Source organism: Stenotrophomonas sp. NPDC078853 (assembly GCF_044901215.1).
Classification (GTDB): Bacteria; Pseudomonadota; Gammaproteobacteria; order Xanthomonadales; family Xanthomonadaceae; genus Stenotrophomonas; species Stenotrophomonas lacuserhaii.
On sequence record NZ_JBJDOQ010000002.1, the window covers coordinates 19,296 to 35,914 of the forward strand.

20 protein-coding genes are annotated in these 16,619 nt (G+C 65.6%); all 20 read left to right on the forward strand.

Annotation, left to right across the window (positions count from 1 at the left end; translation table 11 throughout):
- Window positions 1-837 precede the first annotated feature (837 nt).
- The 20 genes from ACI2JH_RS02315 to ACI2JH_RS02410 all read left to right on the forward strand — a co-directional run bounded on the left by ACI2JH_RS02315 (window position 838) and on the right by ACI2JH_RS02410 (window position 16,605).
- Window positions 838-1,041, forward strand: a complete 204-nt coding sequence (locus ACI2JH_RS02315; RefSeq protein WP_101099476.1) for a hypothetical protein — start codon at window positions 838-840, stop codon at window positions 1,039-1,041.
- Entirely contained in the window at window positions 1,038-1,973 is a 936-nt protein-coding gene (locus tag ACI2JH_RS02320; protein ID WP_404735319.1) for a FliM/FliN family flagellar motor switch protein, read from the forward strand. The genes ACI2JH_RS02315 and ACI2JH_RS02320 overlap by 4 nt, the downstream gene beginning before the upstream one ends.
- Window positions 1,970-2,644 (forward strand): EscR/YscR/HrcR family type III secretion system export apparatus protein, encoded by a 675-nt coding sequence (locus ACI2JH_RS02325; RefSeq protein WP_269801217.1) that lies wholly within the window; start codon window positions 1,970-1,972, stop codon window positions 2,642-2,644. Before ACI2JH_RS02320 ends, ACI2JH_RS02325 begins: the two co-directional genes overlap by 4 nt.
- A gap of 43 nt (window positions 2,645-2,687) precedes the next feature.
- Window positions 2,688-2,945, forward strand: a complete 258-nt coding sequence (gene sctS / locus ACI2JH_RS02330; protein ID WP_182656385.1) for a type III secretion system export apparatus subunit SctS — start codon at window positions 2,688-2,690, stop codon at window positions 2,943-2,945.
- A gap of 5 nt (window positions 2,946-2,950) precedes the next feature.
- On the forward strand, window positions 2,951-3,745 hold the full coding sequence (sctT, locus tag ACI2JH_RS02335; protein WP_101099473.1) for a type III secretion system export apparatus subunit SctT: 795 nt from the start codon (window positions 2,951-2,953) through the stop codon (window positions 3,743-3,745).
- Window positions 3,742-4,866 (forward strand): EscU/YscU/HrcU family type III secretion system export apparatus switch protein, encoded by a 1,125-nt coding sequence (locus tag ACI2JH_RS02340; protein ID WP_404735320.1) that lies wholly within the window; start codon window positions 3,742-3,744, stop codon window positions 4,864-4,866. The genes sctT and ACI2JH_RS02340 overlap by 4 nt, the downstream gene beginning before the upstream one ends.
- On the forward strand, window positions 4,856-5,389 hold the full coding sequence (locus tag ACI2JH_RS02345; protein WP_404735321.1) for a SycD/LcrH family type III secretion system chaperone: 534 nt from the start codon (window positions 4,856-4,858) through the stop codon (window positions 5,387-5,389). Before ACI2JH_RS02340 ends, ACI2JH_RS02345 begins: the two co-directional genes overlap by 11 nt.
- A 183-nt stretch (window positions 5,390-5,572) precedes the next feature.
- Entirely contained in the window at window positions 5,573-7,264 is a 1,692-nt protein-coding gene (gene sctE / locus ACI2JH_RS02350) for a type III secretion system translocon subunit SctE (protein WP_404735322.1), read from the forward strand.
- A 37-nt stretch (window positions 7,265-7,301) separates the two neighbouring features.
- Window positions 7,302-8,609: a hypothetical protein gene (locus ACI2JH_RS02355; protein ID WP_404735323.1), complete on the forward strand. Its 1,308-nt coding sequence runs from the start codon at window positions 7,302-7,304 to the stop codon at window positions 8,607-8,609.
- Window positions 8,610-8,643: 34 nt separating this feature from the next.
- Entirely contained in the window at window positions 8,644-9,627 is a 984-nt protein-coding gene (locus ACI2JH_RS02360; RefSeq protein ID WP_404735324.1) for an IpaD/SipD/SspD family type III secretion system needle tip protein, read from the forward strand.
- Between the two features lie 17 nt (window positions 9,628-9,644).
- Window positions 9,645-11,534 carry a hypothetical protein gene (locus tag ACI2JH_RS02365; protein WP_404735325.1) on the forward strand — a complete coding sequence of 630 codons (1,890 nt, stop codon included), beginning with the start codon at window positions 9,645-9,647 and terminating at the stop codon, window positions 11,532-11,534.
- Entirely contained in the window at window positions 11,531-11,755 is a 225-nt protein-coding gene (locus ACI2JH_RS02370; RefSeq protein ID WP_404735326.1) for an acyl carrier protein, read from the forward strand. The genes ACI2JH_RS02365 and ACI2JH_RS02370 overlap by 4 nt, the downstream gene beginning before the upstream one ends.
- On the forward strand, window positions 11,746-12,327 hold the full coding sequence (locus ACI2JH_RS02375) for a lytic transglycosylase domain-containing protein (protein ID WP_404735327.1): 582 nt from the start codon (window positions 11,746-11,748) through the stop codon (window positions 12,325-12,327). The genes ACI2JH_RS02370 and ACI2JH_RS02375 overlap by 10 nt, the downstream gene beginning before the upstream one ends.
- 112 nt (window positions 12,328-12,439) lie before the next feature.
- A complete protein-coding gene (locus ACI2JH_RS02380; RefSeq protein ID WP_404735328.1) occupies window positions 12,440-13,627 on the forward strand; it encodes a PrgH/EprH family type III secretion apparatus protein in 1,188 nt (395 codons plus the stop codon).
- A 28-nt stretch (window positions 13,628-13,655) separates the two neighbouring features.
- A complete protein-coding gene (gene sctF, locus ACI2JH_RS02385) occupies window positions 13,656-13,964 on the forward strand; it encodes a type III secretion system needle filament subunit SctF (protein ID WP_404735329.1) in 309 nt (102 codons plus the stop codon).
- A gap of 51 nt (window positions 13,965-14,015) precedes the next feature.
- Window positions 14,016-14,306, forward strand: a complete 291-nt coding sequence (sctI, locus tag ACI2JH_RS02390) for a type III secretion system inner rod subunit SctI (protein WP_101099465.1) — start codon at window positions 14,016-14,018, stop codon at window positions 14,304-14,306.
- Window positions 14,307-14,309: 3 nt separating this feature from the next.
- Window positions 14,310-15,101 carry a type III secretion system inner membrane ring lipoprotein SctJ gene (gene sctJ, locus ACI2JH_RS02395; RefSeq protein ID WP_404735330.1) on the forward strand — a complete coding sequence of 264 codons (792 nt, stop codon included), beginning with the start codon at window positions 14,310-14,312 and terminating at the stop codon, window positions 15,099-15,101.
- Entirely contained in the window at window positions 15,094-15,639 is a 546-nt protein-coding gene (locus ACI2JH_RS02400) for a hypothetical protein (protein WP_404735331.1), read from the forward strand. Before sctJ ends, ACI2JH_RS02400 begins: the two co-directional genes overlap by 8 nt.
- Complete coding sequence (locus tag ACI2JH_RS02405; RefSeq protein WP_404735332.1) at window positions 15,620-16,330, forward strand: hypothetical protein; 711 nt, start codon at window positions 15,620-15,622, stop codon at window positions 16,328-16,330. The genes ACI2JH_RS02400 and ACI2JH_RS02405 overlap by 20 nt, the downstream gene beginning before the upstream one ends.
- Entirely contained in the window at window positions 16,327-16,605 is a 279-nt protein-coding gene (locus ACI2JH_RS02410) for a hypothetical protein (protein ID WP_101099461.1), read from the forward strand. The genes ACI2JH_RS02405 and ACI2JH_RS02410 overlap by 4 nt, the downstream gene beginning before the upstream one ends.
- The last annotated feature ends 14 nt before the right edge of the window (window positions 16,606-16,619 follow it).

The window sequence follows — 16,619 nt, forward strand, 5'->3', positions numbered from 1 at the left end:
CCCGATGATCCGGAACGCAGGGAAGACAGCACGGATCAGATGCACGATCAGGACGATGGGTTGCCCACCACGCTGGACGGCAACCCGCTCGCCGTTGCCGATAGGCTGACCGCAGCACCGATGAGTCTGCGCCTGGCCCGTCACCCGGCAGGTGCGGCGCAGGGACAGACGTCGGTCGACACCGCCGCTGGGCGCCTCCACACAACGCAGGCAGAGGCTGGGCATACGGCCTCGCCACCGCTGCGACGCGCCGCCCGGATGGGATCACCGCCGGTGCCGGGCGTGACCACGAGGGCATCGGCTGCACAGCCCCAACCACAATTGCTGCCCATCAACCCAAGCAGGTCCGCACCTGGCAGCCGGGGCTCGCTTTCGCTGACAGCCGATGCCGCAGCCAACGCCGCGGAAACGCAGACTGCAGCCATCACCGCCGCATCAAGCAGGATGGCCGGCTTCGTGCGCGAAGGGCCAGCGCATATCCCGGAAGGGGAGGGTGATGCCGGGGGCCCGTCGGCCCGGGCGCCGTACGCCGGGCTACCAACGGAGCACAACGTCGATGCTCCACCGGCATGGCCTGCGGCGCATCCTCGGGCTCGCCGCGCGGGCGAAGCAGCCCCCCCGCCGTTGCAGCCGGCAGGCAGGCAGGTGGACGCCCGGGGTCGCACGCCGCTGCGGGCGGAGGGGCCAGCAGCGGGGCCGCGCGACACCGGCACTGCCTTGATCGGCGCCCACCTCAGCCAGGGCGCGCACGCGGTGGCTGGGTCAGCAGCGCGGCCGAGCACGGTCAGTGTGCCGTTCCGTAGTTGGGGGCCGGGCCACCAGGTGACCGCCAGTTGGATGCCGTCTGTTCTGTCGGGCCAGACGCTGCCATCGATCACCCTGCGCGGCAGCACCGAGTCCGCCCAACGGGCGGTGGGCAGCGCGCTGGATGCCGAGGGCCGGCCGGACTTCGGCTCGCTGCAGGTTCTGGCAGCCGACAGCGCAGACGATGACACGCCGGGGCGCCGCAGCTCCCGCCACGTACCGGAAGATGACGAATGAACGCGCGCCTGACCCTGCTGCGCGACATCGATCCCCAGCAGCTGCGCATGCAGTCGCTGGTGCGGGCGCTGCGCCATGCCGGCGTGGATGCGCCCAGCCGGAAGCCACCGGCAGGGCCCTGTCTGCGATTCGAACTGGGCTGCCACGATGGCGGGATGGTCTGCCGGGTGGACGCCAACGCCTGGGCAGCCGTGCACCTGCCCGGTCTCAATGGTCTGGATTGGTCTGCGATGGATCCGGTGGTGCTGGCCAGCCTTCTCGCCGTCGACCGTCCACTGCAGTTCGCCGACGACATACTTGAATACGAACGCGCCGACGCTCTGCCCATGGTGTGGACGTCGGCGGGGAATGCATCGCTGCCCGTGGTGGCCGCCGCCGAAGGTGAGGTCTGGATCGAATCGCGCTCCGCCACGCTGCCGATGGTGCGACATATCCCATCGTGGCCGGCCGACCTCGCAGTTCCCATCCGGCTGCAGATGGGGGAGGTCACCCTGACGTCGCGCCGCCTGCGCCGCCTGCGGGGTGGCGACATCGTGCTGCTTCCTGCACCCGAGCTGCGTGCGTGGCGTGGCGCCTGCCCGCTGTTTGACTTTCACCTTCATCCGGATTTCCTGACCGTGACTACTGTCCATTCGCCTTTCCGTCCCGCCCCTGAGGGCGCGGTTCCCGCCCTGCATGCCGATCATCACCGCTCACCTGACCTGACTGGCCTGGATGACCTGCCACTTGAGCTGGGCGTGTTGTTGTGCCGCCTCGACATCAGCCTGTGCGAGCTGGCCGACCTGCACGAAGGCAGCGTGGTGGCATTGCCGGACCAGGCCAGCCAGCGTGTGGAACTGGTGCACAACGGTCGCTGCCTCGCCATCGGTCAGCTGGTGCAGGTGGGTGATCGCCTCGGCGTCCAGCTGGCGCAGGTGCCGGGGCGGGCATGAGCATCATGCACATCAACAACGATGTGTCGTTGATCGGAATCCTCGCCGCTGCTGCGCTGCTGCCGTTCCTGGTCGCCGTCGGTACCTGCTACATCAAGTTCAGCGTGGTATTCACGCTGATCCGCAATGCGCTGGGCCTGCAGCAGGTTCCGTCCAACATGGTCATCAACGCGCTGTCGTTGATCCTGGCCTTCTATGTAATGCATCCGATCATCAATTCGGTGCAGGCCGCCTATCAAGAGTTGGACCAGCCCTTGACGACGGTACAGCAGACCGCGGATTTCCTGGACGGCAGCCTGGGTGAGTACCGCGCCTACCTGGCTCGCCACGCCGATCCGGAGCTGCTGCGCTTCTTCGAACGTGCGCAGGTCAGCGACGGCGCCGACGTTCCGGCCGCCGATCTGGCCGCCGAACAGCGTTCGCTGTTCGCGCTGCTGCCGGCCTACGCCCTGAGCGAGCTTAAAGATGCTTTCCTGATGGGCTTCTATCTGTATCTGCCATTCATCGTGGTCGATCTCATCGTGTCCAGCGTGCTGCTGGCACTGGGCATGATGATGATGAGCCCGGTCACCATCTCCGCGCCGATCAAACTGATCCTGTTCGTGGTGCTGGACGGCTGGAGCCTGTTGTCGCAGGGCCTGGTGCTGCAGTACATGGACGTGCCGGCATGAGCGGCCTGCATGTGCGTGCCGCCTGCGCACGGGGCGGGCGGCCATGAACGAACTGATCAACATCGGTAACAAGACCCTGATGCTGGTGCTGCTGTTGTCAGCCGGGCCGGTGATCGTGGCGACCGTGGTCGGGCTGCTCATCGGCCTGTTCCAGACTGTCACCCAGCTGCAGGAGCAGACCCTGCCATTCGGCGCGAAGATGCTGGCCGTGGTGTTGAGCCTGCTGATCCTGCTGGGTTGGATGTCACGCACCCTGATCGACTTCGGCAACCTGGTGTTCGCCCGCGCGTTGGGGGTCTGACCGGCATGATGCTGACCTCGCTGGATAGCGGGCTGGTCCACGCGCTGGGTGAACATGCCGTCCCGGCCACGCTCGGCCTGGCGCGGCTGCTGGCCTGCTTTGCCTGGTTGCCCTACCTGTCCAGCGGCGCTGTGCCCTCGCGCATGGTGCGGGTGATCATGGCGCTGGTGGTGCTGATCGGCCTGTGGCCGGTGACTGAATCGGTGCAACGTCCGGCAGACATGCTGTCGCTGGGGCTGGCCGTGCTGCGTGAAGCCATGGCCGGCACGGTGCTCGGGTTGATGCTTGCCCTGCCATACCACGTGTTCCACGCCCTGGGTTCGTTGATCGATACCCAGCGCGGCGCGGGCGTCGGCGCGATGCTCGACCCGCTCACCGGCGTGGAGGCCACCGAAATGGCCAACCTGCTGCAGATGATGAGCGCGGTGGTGTTCCTGGTGGCGGGCGGCATGGTGCCGCTGCTGGCGGCGGTGCAGGGAAGCTATGTGCTCCTGCCGATGGGCGGAAACTTCCTGCCGGACCTTCCCAGCATCCACGGCTTCGTGGATATCGTGTTGTCGGCCGCCCTCCGCATGGCCGCGCCGGTGCTGCTGCTGCTGTTCCTGGTGGAGATCCTGCTGGGGGTGATCTCCCGCTTCGCCCAGCAGCTCAACGCGTTCTCCGTGTCGTTGGCGGTGAAATCCGTGTTGGCTTTTGCTGCATTGCTGGTCTACCTCATGGTGACCATGACCGAGCAGGTACCCGTGCTGTGGCGCCATTACCCGGCGCTGCGCGGCATCCTGCCGGGAGCGGCGGGATGAGCGCCGGCGCCAGCGAGAAAACCGAGAAGCCGACGCCGCAGCGGCTGGAAAAAGAATCAAGAAAGGGCAAGTCCTTCAACAGCCGTGACCTGCTGGCGGCGGCCGTGCTGTGGGCGGGGATTCCGGCGATGGCGCTGCTGGGATCCCTGATGCCGCTGGCCCAGCTCTACGTGGACAGTGTGCGCGGCGGATTCGTGATGACTCCTGCGGCGGCCGCACTGGCTGCGTTGAAGGCGCTGCTGATGGCGCTGGCACCGGTGCTGCTGGCATGCACGCTCGCCGTGGTGCTGTGCTCTCTGTGGATGAGCAAGGGGCGAATCGCCAGCGAGGCCATCCGTTTCGATCTGACCAAGCTGAACCCGGTCACTGGCTTCAAGAACCTGTTCTCGATGCGCGTGCTGAAAGACCTGCTGCGCACTGTGTTGTATCTGGTGTCCTGTGGGCTGTTTGCCTGGCTGGCGCTGGGCATCTGGGGCACGGACCTGGCCAGCCAGGTGCACGCCACCGATGCACAGATGGCGGCTGCATGGCGGCACGTGGCGCTGATGTTCGGGCTGGGCCTGCTGCTGGCGCTTGCGCCGGTGTACCTGCTCACCGCGTGGCTGGACCACGTCCTGTTCATCCGCGGTCTGAAGATGGAAAAGCATGAGGTCAAGCGCGAGCGCAAGGACAACGAGATCAAGCCCGAGCTCAAGCAGCGCCGCAATGAAATCAACGACGAACTGTCCGCGCAGGTACAGGCGGACACGCGCGGTTCCACGGTAGTGCTGGCCAACCCGACCCACATCGCTGTCGGCATCTTCCTGATGGACGATGACACCCCCATGCCGTTCGTTTCGGTGCGTGAGCGCGGCGCGCGTGCCCGCAAGGTGATCGCGCTGGCCGAAGCCAACGGCGTGCCGGTCGTGCGCGATGTCGCCCTGGCGCGCGCCATCTATTCCAGCACCCGCCGCTACCGCTTCGTGCACGACCGCAGCATCGATCCGGTGATGCAGATCGTGCGCTGGCTGCGCGATGTTGAACGCGCCGGCAAGCCGCCCGACGACGAAGGCCAAACGCCGGACGGCCACCCGACCAAGCCACCTACCGACCCATCCCCAGGAGCATCACATGCCCATTGACCACGATCCCACCGGTTCTCCGCCCTCGCCTGCCGATGACGCAGAAATCACCCGCATGATCCTGGAGGGACTGCGCGAAGGAGCCACCGTAGCCGACCTGAAAGGAGTGAGCCGTGACACTCTGGAAGGGGTCTACGCGATCGCGCATGGTTACTACGAGAACGGCCAGCTGGATGAAGCCGAGGCGTTCTTCCGCTTCCTGTGCCTGTACGACTTCTACAACGCAGACTACGCGCTGGGCATGGGCGCGGTGCTTCACCTGAAGCGCGAACACGAAAAGGCCATTGGCATGTACGCGGTGGCGCAGGCGCTGAACCTCACCGATGACCGTCCGATGTTCCATGTCGGCCAATGCCATCTTGCGCTGGGGCGGTTGGGCAAAGCGCGCGAATGCTTCGAGGCGGTAGCAGGGCGGGCGGCGGGGAGCGAACTCGGCATGCGCGCGGAGGCTTATCTGCAGGCGGTAAAGCAGCAGCGCGACCGGGACGCGGAAAACGCCGGGGATGGCGGGGCCGGACGCTGACCGCCGCCGCCGACCATCCATCGCGCAACGCTCCGGAGGGCTTGCCACGCAAGGGCGGAAACTGAAAGTTGGCGTTGCGCGCCCTCGCGATACTGACCCTGCTGACACCCCCCGACCAGGCCGCGCCCCATGCGCTGCCGGTCGCTACCGCCCGGCAGGGCACTACCGAACGAGGAACCTGCAATGAGCGAGCTTCTGCTCACCATGCCGGCGTACCGCAGCCCCCTGGTGCTGCGTACCACCGGCAAAGAGAACGCCATCCGCGCGGCGGAAGGATTTGGTGCGCGGGTCACCTCCGCGCAGCTGGACCAGGTCCAGGCGGATATGTTTGCCGCGTACGCCTCTGCCCGGCCGCACGCAGGGGGGAGTCCGGGAGGCCAACAGGACCCGGTAGGCCTGCGCCAGCCTGACATGGACAGGATCCGCCAAGCCGCAGGCGAAGATGCACAGCGGTTGACCAACGACGCGCTGAAGACCCTGCTGATGGCCAGGCTGTGGTCCAAAGTAAGCGACAGCAGCCTCGATTCACTACGCCAGCGATGGGACGTCCTTCGGGCTCAACGGGACGCGCGTGCAGCCCAGGCCGGTGCTCTGGCGGCCAGCGTGCAGGCGGCACTGGAGGCGGCCATGGCCGCGCAGGACGCCGCCGATGCCGCCATGGCAGAGCTCGGCGCGCAGGAAGGGGCGCTTGAAGCGGCGCGCCAGGAGGTGGAGCGCCTGCAGGCAGAACTGGACACCATGCAGCCGGATGACCCGGGATATGCAGCAAAGCAGGCTGAACTGACTGCCGCACAGGCAGCGCAGCAGCAGGCACAGGGCCGCCATGAGGCAGCGGCAAAGGCGTTGTTCGAAGCCGCGCAGACACTGGACGGGCGGCTGGGCGAGCTGGATGCCGAGCGCGCCAGGGCAGAAGCCTTCAATGCCGGGCAGCCGCTGGGCGTAGACCCTTCATCGGCGAAAGCATGGGATGCCCAAAGTACGCTGGTGGCGATGATGGGGATGCTTTTCAAACTGATAAACGACGGGATCATCAGTAAACACGAGCTGGATACCGCCTACATCCAAAAGACCATCGAGGCCAGGCACGCGCAGGAGCGCGAGCAGATCCGACAGCGCGATGAACAAATCCAGCGCGCACGCGACGCGGAGAAGAAGACCGGCTGCGCGGGAAAAATACTTGGCTGGATCGGTGCGGCGGTGGGCGTGGTGGCCAGCGTCGCCGCCATCGTGGTGGGTGCGCTGCACGGCAATGTCGCGCTGATTGCCGGCGGGGTGATGGGCATGATGCTCACCATCGACAGCATCGTCGGCATGACCACCGGATTCTCTGTCGTCGGCAAGGCCATCGAGGGGTTGGGCAAGGTAATCGCCAATGCGTTGATCGCCTTCGGCGTACCCGAAGATACGGCCAAACAGGTGGGCGCGATCATGGCCACCGTCGCGGTGATCGTGGCCATCGTGGCGGTGATGATGGTGACCGGCAACATCGCCGCAGCGGGCCGCAGCGTGGCCGGTGGGGTCGGTACCGCGAAGGCCGCGGTCGACTCGACCCTCACTGCGGCGCGTGTCATCGAACAGGGCAGCCGCGTACTGCAGTTTGTCGCGCAGGCCACAGGCGCCATCGGGCAGATCGTGCAGAACGCAGGGCAGCTGGTAATGGCCGGCATGATGCTGGAGGCCGCCAAGCTGTTTGCGGCAGTGCTGGAAAGCATGGCAGGCAACGAAATACTGATGGGCATCATGCGCAGCATGGGCGAGGCAATGGCCCTCTGGTACCGCAGTTCAATGGACCTGATGGTGCAGACGAGCCAGGTCAACGACGACCGTGCCGAGACCGGCCGCCACATCATTTCCCATATCCGCAACCGCGCCTGAGTCCCTTGGCCGCACGTCCGTCTACAGGAATCACTACATGAACATCATTTCCTCGAGCATTACCCCGCAGAGCATGCAGCGCCTCACCCTGCAGGCGTTGCCGAACTCCAGCATGCCAGCTGAAGCCGACGACGCGCAGGCGCAGCGTGCCGCCGACAGGGCCAGCCAACAAGCGGGCCACGCCCTGCTCGCCAGGCGGTCGCGCCAGGCACCTGATCTTCCCGCCCCGATGGCGGCGCCGCTGGGCATGACGCAGCGGCGTGCATTGCTGCCCCAGATGGCTGGCCAGCACCCCGCCATGGTTCCTGGCGCCACTGCCGAAGCGTTCGTTGCATTGCACCGGCTGGCAGCGCAGGCGACGGCTGGCGAAGCAGGCAGCGAGGCCGACATGCGGCAGGTCATGGCCCAGGCGCAGACGCTGATCGGTCTGATCAGTCCAGATGGACAGCTGGCCTATCCCACTGCGACCCAGCTGCGTGCGCTGGCGGGCCTGGACGGAAACGTGCCCGACGCGTTGCGCTTTGTCGACGAGCTGCTGGGCGACGCGCCCGGCATGCGCGAAGTGCTGGAAGAAGCGAGCGCCACCCGCGCGGAGGAGCTGCCGATCCGGATGCAGGCCGACGACCGTATGGCCTACATCCTGATGCTGGTTGCGGTGTTGATGCGGATGAATGCCGGGCAGCGCGAGCAGGCCGCAGCGATGGTCAACCTGGCCGCCCAGTCGGTGCAGGCAATGGCCGAAAGCACGGTGAGCAGTGCCAAGGCCGCCCAAGTGGCCAAGATCGTCACGCTGTCGGTGGGGGTGGTCACGGCCGGCGCGGGCTTGACACTGGGCGCTGTTGCGATGACCAAGGGCGTGAGCAGCCTGCGAGCCAACAAGGCAGGCGCTGAAACCGCATCCATCGATGGTAACCAACTCAATCATGCCAACGCAGTGGGCATGAATACCGCTCACCCGGGCGCAGCGGCGACGCCGCCCCAGGTCGCGACGCTGAGATCGGAACCGCAGATCGTGCAGGAGCTCGCGACCACCAGCAGCACCGCACACGCCATAGACACCACCAAACTGGGGGTGTTGACCAGCGCCAGCCATGCCGTGATCCAGACCAGCAACGGCGCAGGCGCGGTGGCCGGCTCGCCGTTCGACCTGGAAGCAGCCGGGCACTCGGTGGATGCAGAAAAGGACCGCCTCAACAAGGATGTCGAACTCGATGTCAGCGGCCAGATCAAGCAGCAGGTGAGCAAGACCAGTGAGGAGGAACGCGCGATGTTCACGCTCTATGCCAACCGCGGCCAGGACAACAAGCAGGCAGCCGACCACATCATCGGCAACATGAAGCGCTGAACCCCTCTCTCCTGATCACGGCGCGCCACCCAGCGTGGCGCGCCCCTGCACGGAAAACCCCATGAACAATGAAATGCCGATCACGGCACGCACCTCCGCACTCCGGCCGCCGGTGCACAACAGCGCGGCTCCACCGGTCCCGGTACTGCTTGAGGCTGAGAAAACGCCCGTGCTGCGTTCCTGGACAAGCACATCCGCCGTCCTGGAACACCTGCGGCAACGCGAACTGACCAGCGCCTCGTACACGGCGGAGGACCAGGAGGCGCTGTATGCGCAGGCTGTGCTCAAGGATCAACTGCAGTGGGAAAAGCAGCAGCGGGAGCTGCTTGACGCCCTGCCGCGAACGGACCGCCAGTTGCTGTCGGCGCTTCTGTCCGTGCCGGAGGACGCTGATGATGCGGCAATCGACGAGTCGCACCAGGCGTTCTTCGCCCGGATCGCCGAACTGCTCGCGCGCCTGGATTCGGAGTGGATCAAGAAGTACAGCGGCTTCATGGCCGACTACGTGGCGCTGTTCGCCAAGATCGGTGAGGCCATGAATCTGTTGAGTCAGGGCCTGGGCGCGCCGGACAAGGATGGGAACGTCACCGTCGACTTCGGCAAACTCTACGATGAGCTGGAGAAGATCGCGCTTGAGCTGGAGGCCGCCGGATTCGGTCCCGAATTCGACACCCGCGAAGCGGCACAGGCATTCCTCGATGAACTGGGCCTTCCTGACATGAAACTGGTCGCCCTCCCCAACGGGAAGTTCCAGATAGGCGTCGATCCCTACCTGGTTCGTACGCTGAAGGACCTGTTCAGTGGGATGAACGGCACGAAGCTGAGTGCCGCGCAACTTCAGCAGCTGATGTCCGCCAAGGACACGCTGCTGGAGCGCTTCAACCATCTCAATCGCACTGTGCCGGAAAAATACCAGCGCCAGCTGCAGATGTGGGACCAGTTGACGAAGATCCTCAGCAGCAGCATCGATTCGATCACCGAAGCAGATCGAGCCTTCATCCAGGCCTTGATTGGCTGATAAGGAACATACATACCATGTCATTCGTCGAGCGGATCTCCGCGCCGAACCCCCCCACCCAGCCCCAGCCGAACCCGATCAAGCAAGCAGGTTTTCCACTCGAGAACCTGCGCAATGAAGAGGGCATGGGGCGCTGGTCCAGCCTCACCTCGCTTGCCAGTGAGCTGGGAAGCCTTCACCTTCAATCCGTGATTGACGACGACACCGGCTTCGCCCGCGCGCACCACCGTGCACCGCTTGATCGTATTGATCCCTCTGACATCCACCGGGGCGCTGCCAACGTCAGTGGGGCACATGTGCAGTCGGTCAGGACCACGCTTGCGCCGTTGATCAACGAGCTGGAGGCGCGGGTCTCCGCGGCCAGCGCCAAGAAGGGAACGGGACCGCTGAACGTAAGTCCGGATGTCTACACCGCAGAGCGGGTAAAGGAAGCAGGGAACAAACGTGCCGCCTGCGCCAGGACCGTGCTGGGCGAAATGGGGGTAGCGCCCGCGGCGATACAGTCCGTGGACAGCAACCGTAGAAGCGCAGGCGGCCGCGCGATCATCGATGCGTGCCGGTTGCTCGCCATGCCAGAGGCCCATGACACCCGGACCACAGGTCCAACCGAAGCGTTGAGGGCCGCGCTCGCCACGTACATCAAAAAAGCCGATGGCGATTACACCGGAGTCTACAAAGCGTTCGGTGCAGATGCGTACCCGCAACTGCAGAAGCTGGCCGCGTGCGTGGAAAGCAGCATCGCCGCCATAGGACGGGACCGGGTGGAGCAGCGGCTGTTGATCGACATGGCACCCGCCATGCTGGACGTGGCTTCGCGTAAGTATCCGGGCCTGTGTGCCAGCCAGCTGGCGCAGATGCTGCCGGAGATGATGAACCCACAGGCATTCTCCGCCCTTCTTTCCAAGCTGGAAAACTGCAGTGGCACACAGCTGCTGCACATGATTGAAGAGTCCCTGCAGTTTCTCGATCCGATCAAGCAGCCCGACCGTCAGCCGCCGGCTCAAAAACCGGTCTCCCGACCTGCGACCCCTGTCGACCCATTGGATCAGTTGGAGCGGATTGTCGGCATGTTCAAGGGAGTCTTCCCGCCGATCATCAACAACGTCAGTAATATCGGTAACAACAACGGCAACAACAATGGAAACCACGTCGAGCGCTTGAACTACGGACGCAACCGGTCACGGGACGATGTCGTACGTTTGGCGTCGATCGAGGAGCCGGTAGGGCGTGTGCCAGCGCCCACCCAGCGCAGCCAGGCCGAGCAGGCGCGGCAGGTCTTTGCCGAGGAGGCCGATACCCTGGATATCGGCAACCCTGCGCTGCAGCCGATCCCGATCGAAGACGCCGAAAAGCAATCGACGGCGCAGCCGGCGAAGGAAGAAACAGACGAGCAGATACACAGGAAAAAACTCGCCGAAGTAATCGAACAACTCAAGAAGGTTCAGGCAGATGGGAGCGCAACAGCGAACTTGAAGCGCGTGACGCAGGAGCTGAACCAGGTCCGGAAGCCGACCGACAGTACGGTTGGAGACGACCAGGGTGCTGGGGACCAGGGCAGGGCAGGAAGCAGCGCTGCGCACAGTGAACCCATCACGGCCCCCGATGCTGGCCGCAGCTACTACATGGACAGGCCCAACCCGTACATGATGGGGGCGATCCCGCCCGGTGCGAACGCGCGCTCGCGCTTCAGATTCGGCGCTGAAAACCTCCGCAACAACGTATCCAAAGACGGGAATGACGGCGCCGAAGCCCAGCAGAACGAGGTCGTCGGCGCAGACGGTGAGCGTAAGGCGGAACTGGTGAAGTTGGCCGCACCTTCACGGAGCAGTGGCGTGGTACGCAACCGCTTCGGTGAGGAATTCCATGTCGCCCTCACGAAAATCCTGGCCAAGCAGGAGCCACGGTGATCACCCAGCTGATTGCCACGGTCACTGGCACCATCGGCGCCGAAGACATCCGGCCCGGCGACCGGCTGCATGAAGATCTCGGCATGGACTCCCTGGAGATGGCCGACCTGCTGACCTGCCTTGAAGATGAGTACGGTGCGGTGATCACCGCATCGATGCTGGCGGACATCCGCACCGTGGCCGAGCTGGAATCCGTCGTCCGGCGTGCAGCATGCGCGTAGCACTGGGCCGTCCGCTGGCACTGGGTATGTTGCTCGGTGCCAGCGGGACACTGCATGCAGCCGGCTTTCATGCGGGCTTGAACGCACGGGGCGAGCTGATCGTATCCGAGCAGCCCGCCACCGGATTGATTGCCTTTGATCCCTACGCCAGGCGGATGTCCCATCCCGCGGACCGCGGCCCACGCGCGCGCACCGAGCCGCTGGACAGCCTGCTGGAGCGTGCGGCGGCAGAGAGCGGGGTGGACCGTGCCCTGCTGCACGCGGTGGTGCAACAGGAGTCCGCATTCAATCCGCGGGCCGTATCGCCCGCCGGTGCAGTCGGCCTGATGCAGCTGATGCCCGCCACGGCGCGGCGCTTCGGCGTCCGCGATCGGTTTGATCCGGCGCAGAACCTGCGCGGCGGTGCGGCCTACCTGGCCTGGCTGCTGACCCATTTCAACCATGATCTCGACCTTGCCTTGGCGGCCTACAACGCAGGGGAAGGCAGCGTGCACCGGCACGGCAACCGGGTGCCCCCGTTCGCCGAGACGCAGGCCTATGTGCAGGCTGTGAAACAGCGCTACGCGCAGTGATTGGCAGGGCCACAGGCTGATCATTTACAACTCTGCTGATATCGGTATCCGGAAACCCCGCAGAGAATGATCAGCGCCAACCACGGCACGTCATACTCTGTTGAACCGCCCCATGTCGTATGTGCTGAAAATCCTTGCCGGTACGTTGAACGGCGTCGAATACTCCGTGTCCGGCCATGAAACGGTGTTCCATGTGGGTCCGCAGGAAGACCTGGCCAATGGCCACGCCGCGCGCCTGTTGGCGGCCGCGGACAATGCCTACTTCATTCCAGCCGATTTGCCGGTAGCGGCCTTTGCCGTGAGGGTAAGCGCTGACGACGGTACGCTGCAGCTTGGCGAGCGCGCGGTAGAGCAGGCCCCCTGGGCATGGCGACCCTTGGCGCTGCAGCGGCCCGTGCAGGCGGCAGGCATCCACTTCGCCGTGCGTGGAAAGCAGGCGGCATGGTCGCCGGATATTCTTGCCTTCGTGCCTCCTGCATTGCCGGTTGAGTATCCCCCGCATCGAGCAAACCGGGCCGGATCGCGCAACCCTCATTACCGCCCGGCGCTGTTGCTGGGTATCGGTGCGATGCTTGCCGTCGCCGTCGGGGCGGCCTGGTTCTACTGGCAGCATCAACCTGAAGCGCGTGTGCGTGGCCTTGCCACCGTGCTTGCCAATGCGCCGGCGGACTATGTGATTGCCGCAGGCAATGACGGACGTCTGTATGCCTTCAGCGACAGCGCTTCGGCGCGCACCTGGGGCGAGCGCGCAAGCCGGCGGGCACAGCGCCGCAACGACGTGCACCTGTCGCGCCGTGAGGAAGCGGCGCGGCTTGAACGAGCGCTCGTCGCGGCGGGGCTGGATGTGGTCATCGTGCGGTTGCAGGATCCGGGCAAGCCGGAGGTCGTGCTGAGCGGCCAGCTGACAGACGCACGCCGCGCCCACGCCGGCACCGTACTTGCCGCGCAGGCGCCCTACCTGAAACAGGCGCGGGTGTCGGCCATCAGTGACCAGCAGCTCATTGCGCTGGCGCGGCAGGAGTTGCGGGTGCTGGGCATAAGCACCCGCACCGAACCGCGCGGGCAGCGGGTCAGCATCGTCAATGACGTATTCCTCGACGATGCAGGCCTGAACGCAATGGCCGGGGCCGCGCGTGCCTTCCACCAGCGCTGGGGCACGCGTCGCATCAGCCTGGCCCCACAGCTATGGGATGACCTGCTGCAGGGACGTTCCTATCGCTATTCCCCCGGTCAGCTGCTTTCCGCCGGCGGCGGGCGCTGGGATTACGCGCGTGATGCGACGCGCCAGCAGGCACCTTGAGTCCACCCTGAAACCACGGAGAAGAAACATGAGCGAAATGAACGCACCTGTCCAACCCACCTATGGATGGGGCGACCTGCCCGATCCGAGCGGTGACGGCAGCCAATGGGACGGCTGGATATCCAACCACTCCAAGTACTTCGATAAAGGCGTGAATGATCTGAAGGACGCGCTTGCGAAGGCATTCGAGGCATTGAGCAAGAGTCCCAGCGATCCCACCAAGCTTGCCGATTACCAGAGCGCGCTGTCCGAATACAACATGTACCGGATGCTGCAGTCCAACTCCACCAAGAGCCTGAGTGACCAGAGCAAGGCGGTCATCCGCAACCTGGCCTGAGTTTCCCGGCCCGCGTACTGCGCGGGCCGCCCTCCGCCGCAAGGAACCCCCATGATCACACTCCCGCCGATTTCCGCTGACCTGCTCGACATCACATCCGAAGGCGGCCTGCCGGTTCCGCTTTCAAGCCGCTTCAACCAGGCAGCAGCCGAAGGCTTCATATGGAGCGGACAAGAACGTACCGCGCTGCTGGCGGCGTCCAACGACCCGGCCGTGGCCGGCGACCCAGACCAGCTGGCCGCGTTCCAGACGCGCCATCAGGAGTACACCCTGGCGGTGGCCTTCAGCTCAGCCGTGGTCAGCCATCTGACCAAGGGCATCGAAACCCTGGTGAAGAGCTGAGCCATGATCCGTTCCCCCACGCGTCGCGTAGTGAGCCTGCTGCTGTGCCTGCTGCTGGCGGGATGCGCGCGTTCCGAACTGCTGCAGGCACTGGACGAACGCCAGGCCAACGAAGTGGTGGCCGCGCTGCTCCACCACAACATTCCGGCCGAGAAGCGCCTGCAGGGCAAGGCCGGTTTCATGGTGCGGGTTGCGGCGGCCGATCTGGCCGAGGCGATCGATCTGGTACAGCTGAAAGGTCTTCCTTCCGCGCCGCGAACGCAGATCGCCGCGCAGTTCCCTGCCGATGCCATGGTGAGCACACCGCTGGCCGAGCGCGCGCGCCTTCTCTCGGCGATCGAACAGCGCCTGGAAGAATCGTTGACCACCCTGGCCGGGGTGAAGCGCGCGCGCGTGCACGTGAGCTACGACGCGGGCCCGACCGAAGGCAGCCTGCAGCAGCGCCGTGCGCCTTCGATGCATGTGGCGGCAGTGCTCGCGCATTCGCGCGACATGGACCAGGCGGTGCTGCTGGCCACCGCCAAGCGGTTCCTGCGAAACGCCTTCGTCGATGTGGCCTACGACAATGTATCGGTGGTGCTGACCCCTGCCGCGGAGCCGCGCAGCCTGGCAGTGACGCCGGCCGATGAGCCGACGTCACTATGGGCCCTGCTGGTGATACCGCTTGGCCTGCTGGCCGCGCTGGCTGCCTGCGGCTGGTGGCTGCTGCAGCGGGGCGACCCGCGCGCCGTGCGCGTGCGTGAGCGTCTTCGCCGCAGGCGCAGGCCGCCTGAGGGGGCGTCCTCCCATGCATGAGCGGGTGCGCATCCTGCACGATCCTCTGGCTTACTACCGGCCGTGGTCGGCTGTGGAGCCACGGCTTGCCGGCTCACAGCGCAGTGCACTGAACCGGTGGATACGCCAGGCCCATGCGCTGCCGCCCGCGGCCGTCGACCTGGGCCGTTCGGACCCACTGGCGGACAGGTTGATCCGAGGTTGGTGGCGGGTGCCTGCCGCTGCCTGGTTCGTGGCCTGCGCCGGGCACCGGCGGCATGTGCTGGGCACGCGCTGGATGCCCACCCAGCCACCGGCCCTGCACGCTTTTCTGCGCTTGGGATTTCCCGAAGCCGGCGTAGATTGGCCACAGGCACCTACACCGGACCTGCTGCTGGCCTGGGGCGGGAAACACCTGCAGCGAGGGCTGCATGGGCAGCTGCCGGACTGGCTGCATGCGCGGATGGCGCTGTGGTTCGTGGGCCTGCCAGACCTTCCGGCATCTGCCACAGCCTCTACCGACCCCTTTGACATGACTTGTTTCCTGAGTGCCTGGAACCATGCTGCAGACCTATCCTGAAAGCCTGCTGGAACGCGCCGTTGACGACGTCATCCATGCGTCCAGCGTCCAGCAGGGCGTCAACCTTGCCCGCGTACAGGCGTTCGCCCGTGGCGCGATCACCCGCGAGCGCGAACAGGCGCGGCTGGAGGTGCGTGAGCTACACGCCGCGGCGGCATTCGAAGGCTATCGAGACGGCATGCTGCACGCCTTGGGCGCGCTGCAGGAGGTCATCGAAGGCCTGCAGCGTGAACAGGTGGCGCTGGCCACCGCCGTACGCGACCAGGTGCAAGCCACCCTGGAGGCGATGAACACTGCGCCGGATGTCGTAGTGGAACCGATCTGCAAGGCCTTCGCCCATCGCATGGCGCAGTCCGATGCCGGCACCCAGGCCGTGCTGCACATCCCGCGGGACCAGACAGCGTTGCTGCAGGCGCTGCACGATGAACCGCTGCTGCGGGCGCTTGAGGTGCGGCCGGCCAATCGTCGGCTGCCGCTGCTGGAGTTGGGCGCACTGGCATGGGAGCTGGACCTGCATGGCAGCCTGTTGGACGACGTCGAACTGGCGCTGGGCGAGGCCCTGCCTGGTGTGCAGGACCGGCTCAACACGCTCGCCAGCCGTTACAGCGCGAATCTGCAGGAGTCGCTGGACGCCGCCGCGCAGGCGCGTGGTTTCGCCCTGCTCCGCATCAAACAGAAGGAAGCACAATGAACTCCATCAATCCGCTCGCACAATCGACGGTGGCACGAGGGAATCTATCGGACGACGGGATCGGCCTGGCCGACCGCGTCCTGGCCCAGCGCGGAAAGGGTGCCACCATCGACCCCGCCGCACCTTCCGTCGAGGACAATCTGGTCCCGCTGCCCGAGCCGGTCAGCCCTATCGAGGGATTCATCGAGGACTGGGCTGCGCAGATGTTCCGGGAAACGCTGATGTTCGGCGAAGAAGAGCAAACCGGTAACCCATCGCTCAGCATCGACATCTGAGCGTCCGGCCGGCC

Excerpts from the sequence above, each read along its gene's own strand:
- ACI2JH_RS02315 (WP_101099476.1), top strand. The coding sequence starts at position 838 with ATGCCGTCTGTTCTGTCGGGCCAGACGCTGCCATCGATCACCCTGCGC.
- ACI2JH_RS02320 (WP_404735319.1), top strand. The coding sequence starts at position 1,038 with ATGAACGCGCGCCTGACCCTGCTGCGCGACATCGATCCCCAGCAGCTG.
- ACI2JH_RS02325 (WP_269801217.1), top strand. The coding sequence starts at position 1,970 with ATGAGCATCATGCACATCAACAACGATGTGTCGTTGATCGGAATCCTC.
- sctS (WP_182656385.1), top strand. The coding sequence starts at position 2,688 with ATGAACGAACTGATCAACATCGGTAACAAGACCCTGATGCTGGTGCTG.
- sctT (WP_101099473.1), top strand. The coding sequence starts at position 2,951 with ATGATGCTGACCTCGCTGGATAGCGGGCTGGTCCACGCGCTGGGTGAA.
- ACI2JH_RS02340 (WP_404735320.1), top strand. The coding sequence starts at position 3,742 with ATGAGCGCCGGCGCCAGCGAGAAAACCGAGAAGCCGACGCCGCAGCGG.
- ACI2JH_RS02345 (WP_404735321.1), top strand. The coding sequence starts at position 4,856 with ATGCCCATTGACCACGATCCCACCGGTTCTCCGCCCTCGCCTGCCGAT.
- sctE (WP_404735322.1), top strand. The coding sequence starts at position 5,573 with ATGAGCGAGCTTCTGCTCACCATGCCGGCGTACCGCAGCCCCCTGGTG.
- ACI2JH_RS02355 (WP_404735323.1), top strand. The coding sequence starts at position 7,302 with ATGAACATCATTTCCTCGAGCATTACCCCGCAGAGCATGCAGCGCCTC.
- ACI2JH_RS02365 (WP_404735325.1), top strand. The coding sequence starts at position 9,645 with ATGTCATTCGTCGAGCGGATCTCCGCGCCGAACCCCCCCACCCAGCCC.
- ACI2JH_RS02375 (WP_404735327.1), top strand. The coding sequence starts at position 11,746 with ATGCGCGTAGCACTGGGCCGTCCGCTGGCACTGGGTATGTTGCTCGGT.
- ACI2JH_RS02380 (WP_404735328.1), top strand. The coding sequence starts at position 12,440 with ATGTCGTATGTGCTGAAAATCCTTGCCGGTACGTTGAACGGCGTCGAA.
- sctF (WP_404735329.1), top strand. The coding sequence starts at position 13,656 with ATGAGCGAAATGAACGCACCTGTCCAACCCACCTATGGATGGGGCGAC.
- sctI (WP_101099465.1), top strand. The coding sequence starts at position 14,016 with ATGATCACACTCCCGCCGATTTCCGCTGACCTGCTCGACATCACATCC.
- sctJ (WP_404735330.1), top strand. The coding sequence starts at position 14,310 with ATGATCCGTTCCCCCACGCGTCGCGTAGTGAGCCTGCTGCTGTGCCTG.
- ACI2JH_RS02400 (WP_404735331.1), top strand. The coding sequence starts at position 15,094 with ATGCATGAGCGGGTGCGCATCCTGCACGATCCTCTGGCTTACTACCGG.
- ACI2JH_RS02405 (WP_404735332.1), top strand. The coding sequence starts at position 15,620 with ATGCTGCAGACCTATCCTGAAAGCCTGCTGGAACGCGCCGTTGACGAC.
- ACI2JH_RS02410 (WP_101099461.1), top strand. The coding sequence starts at position 16,327 with ATGAACTCCATCAATCCGCTCGCACAATCGACGGTGGCACGAGGGAAT.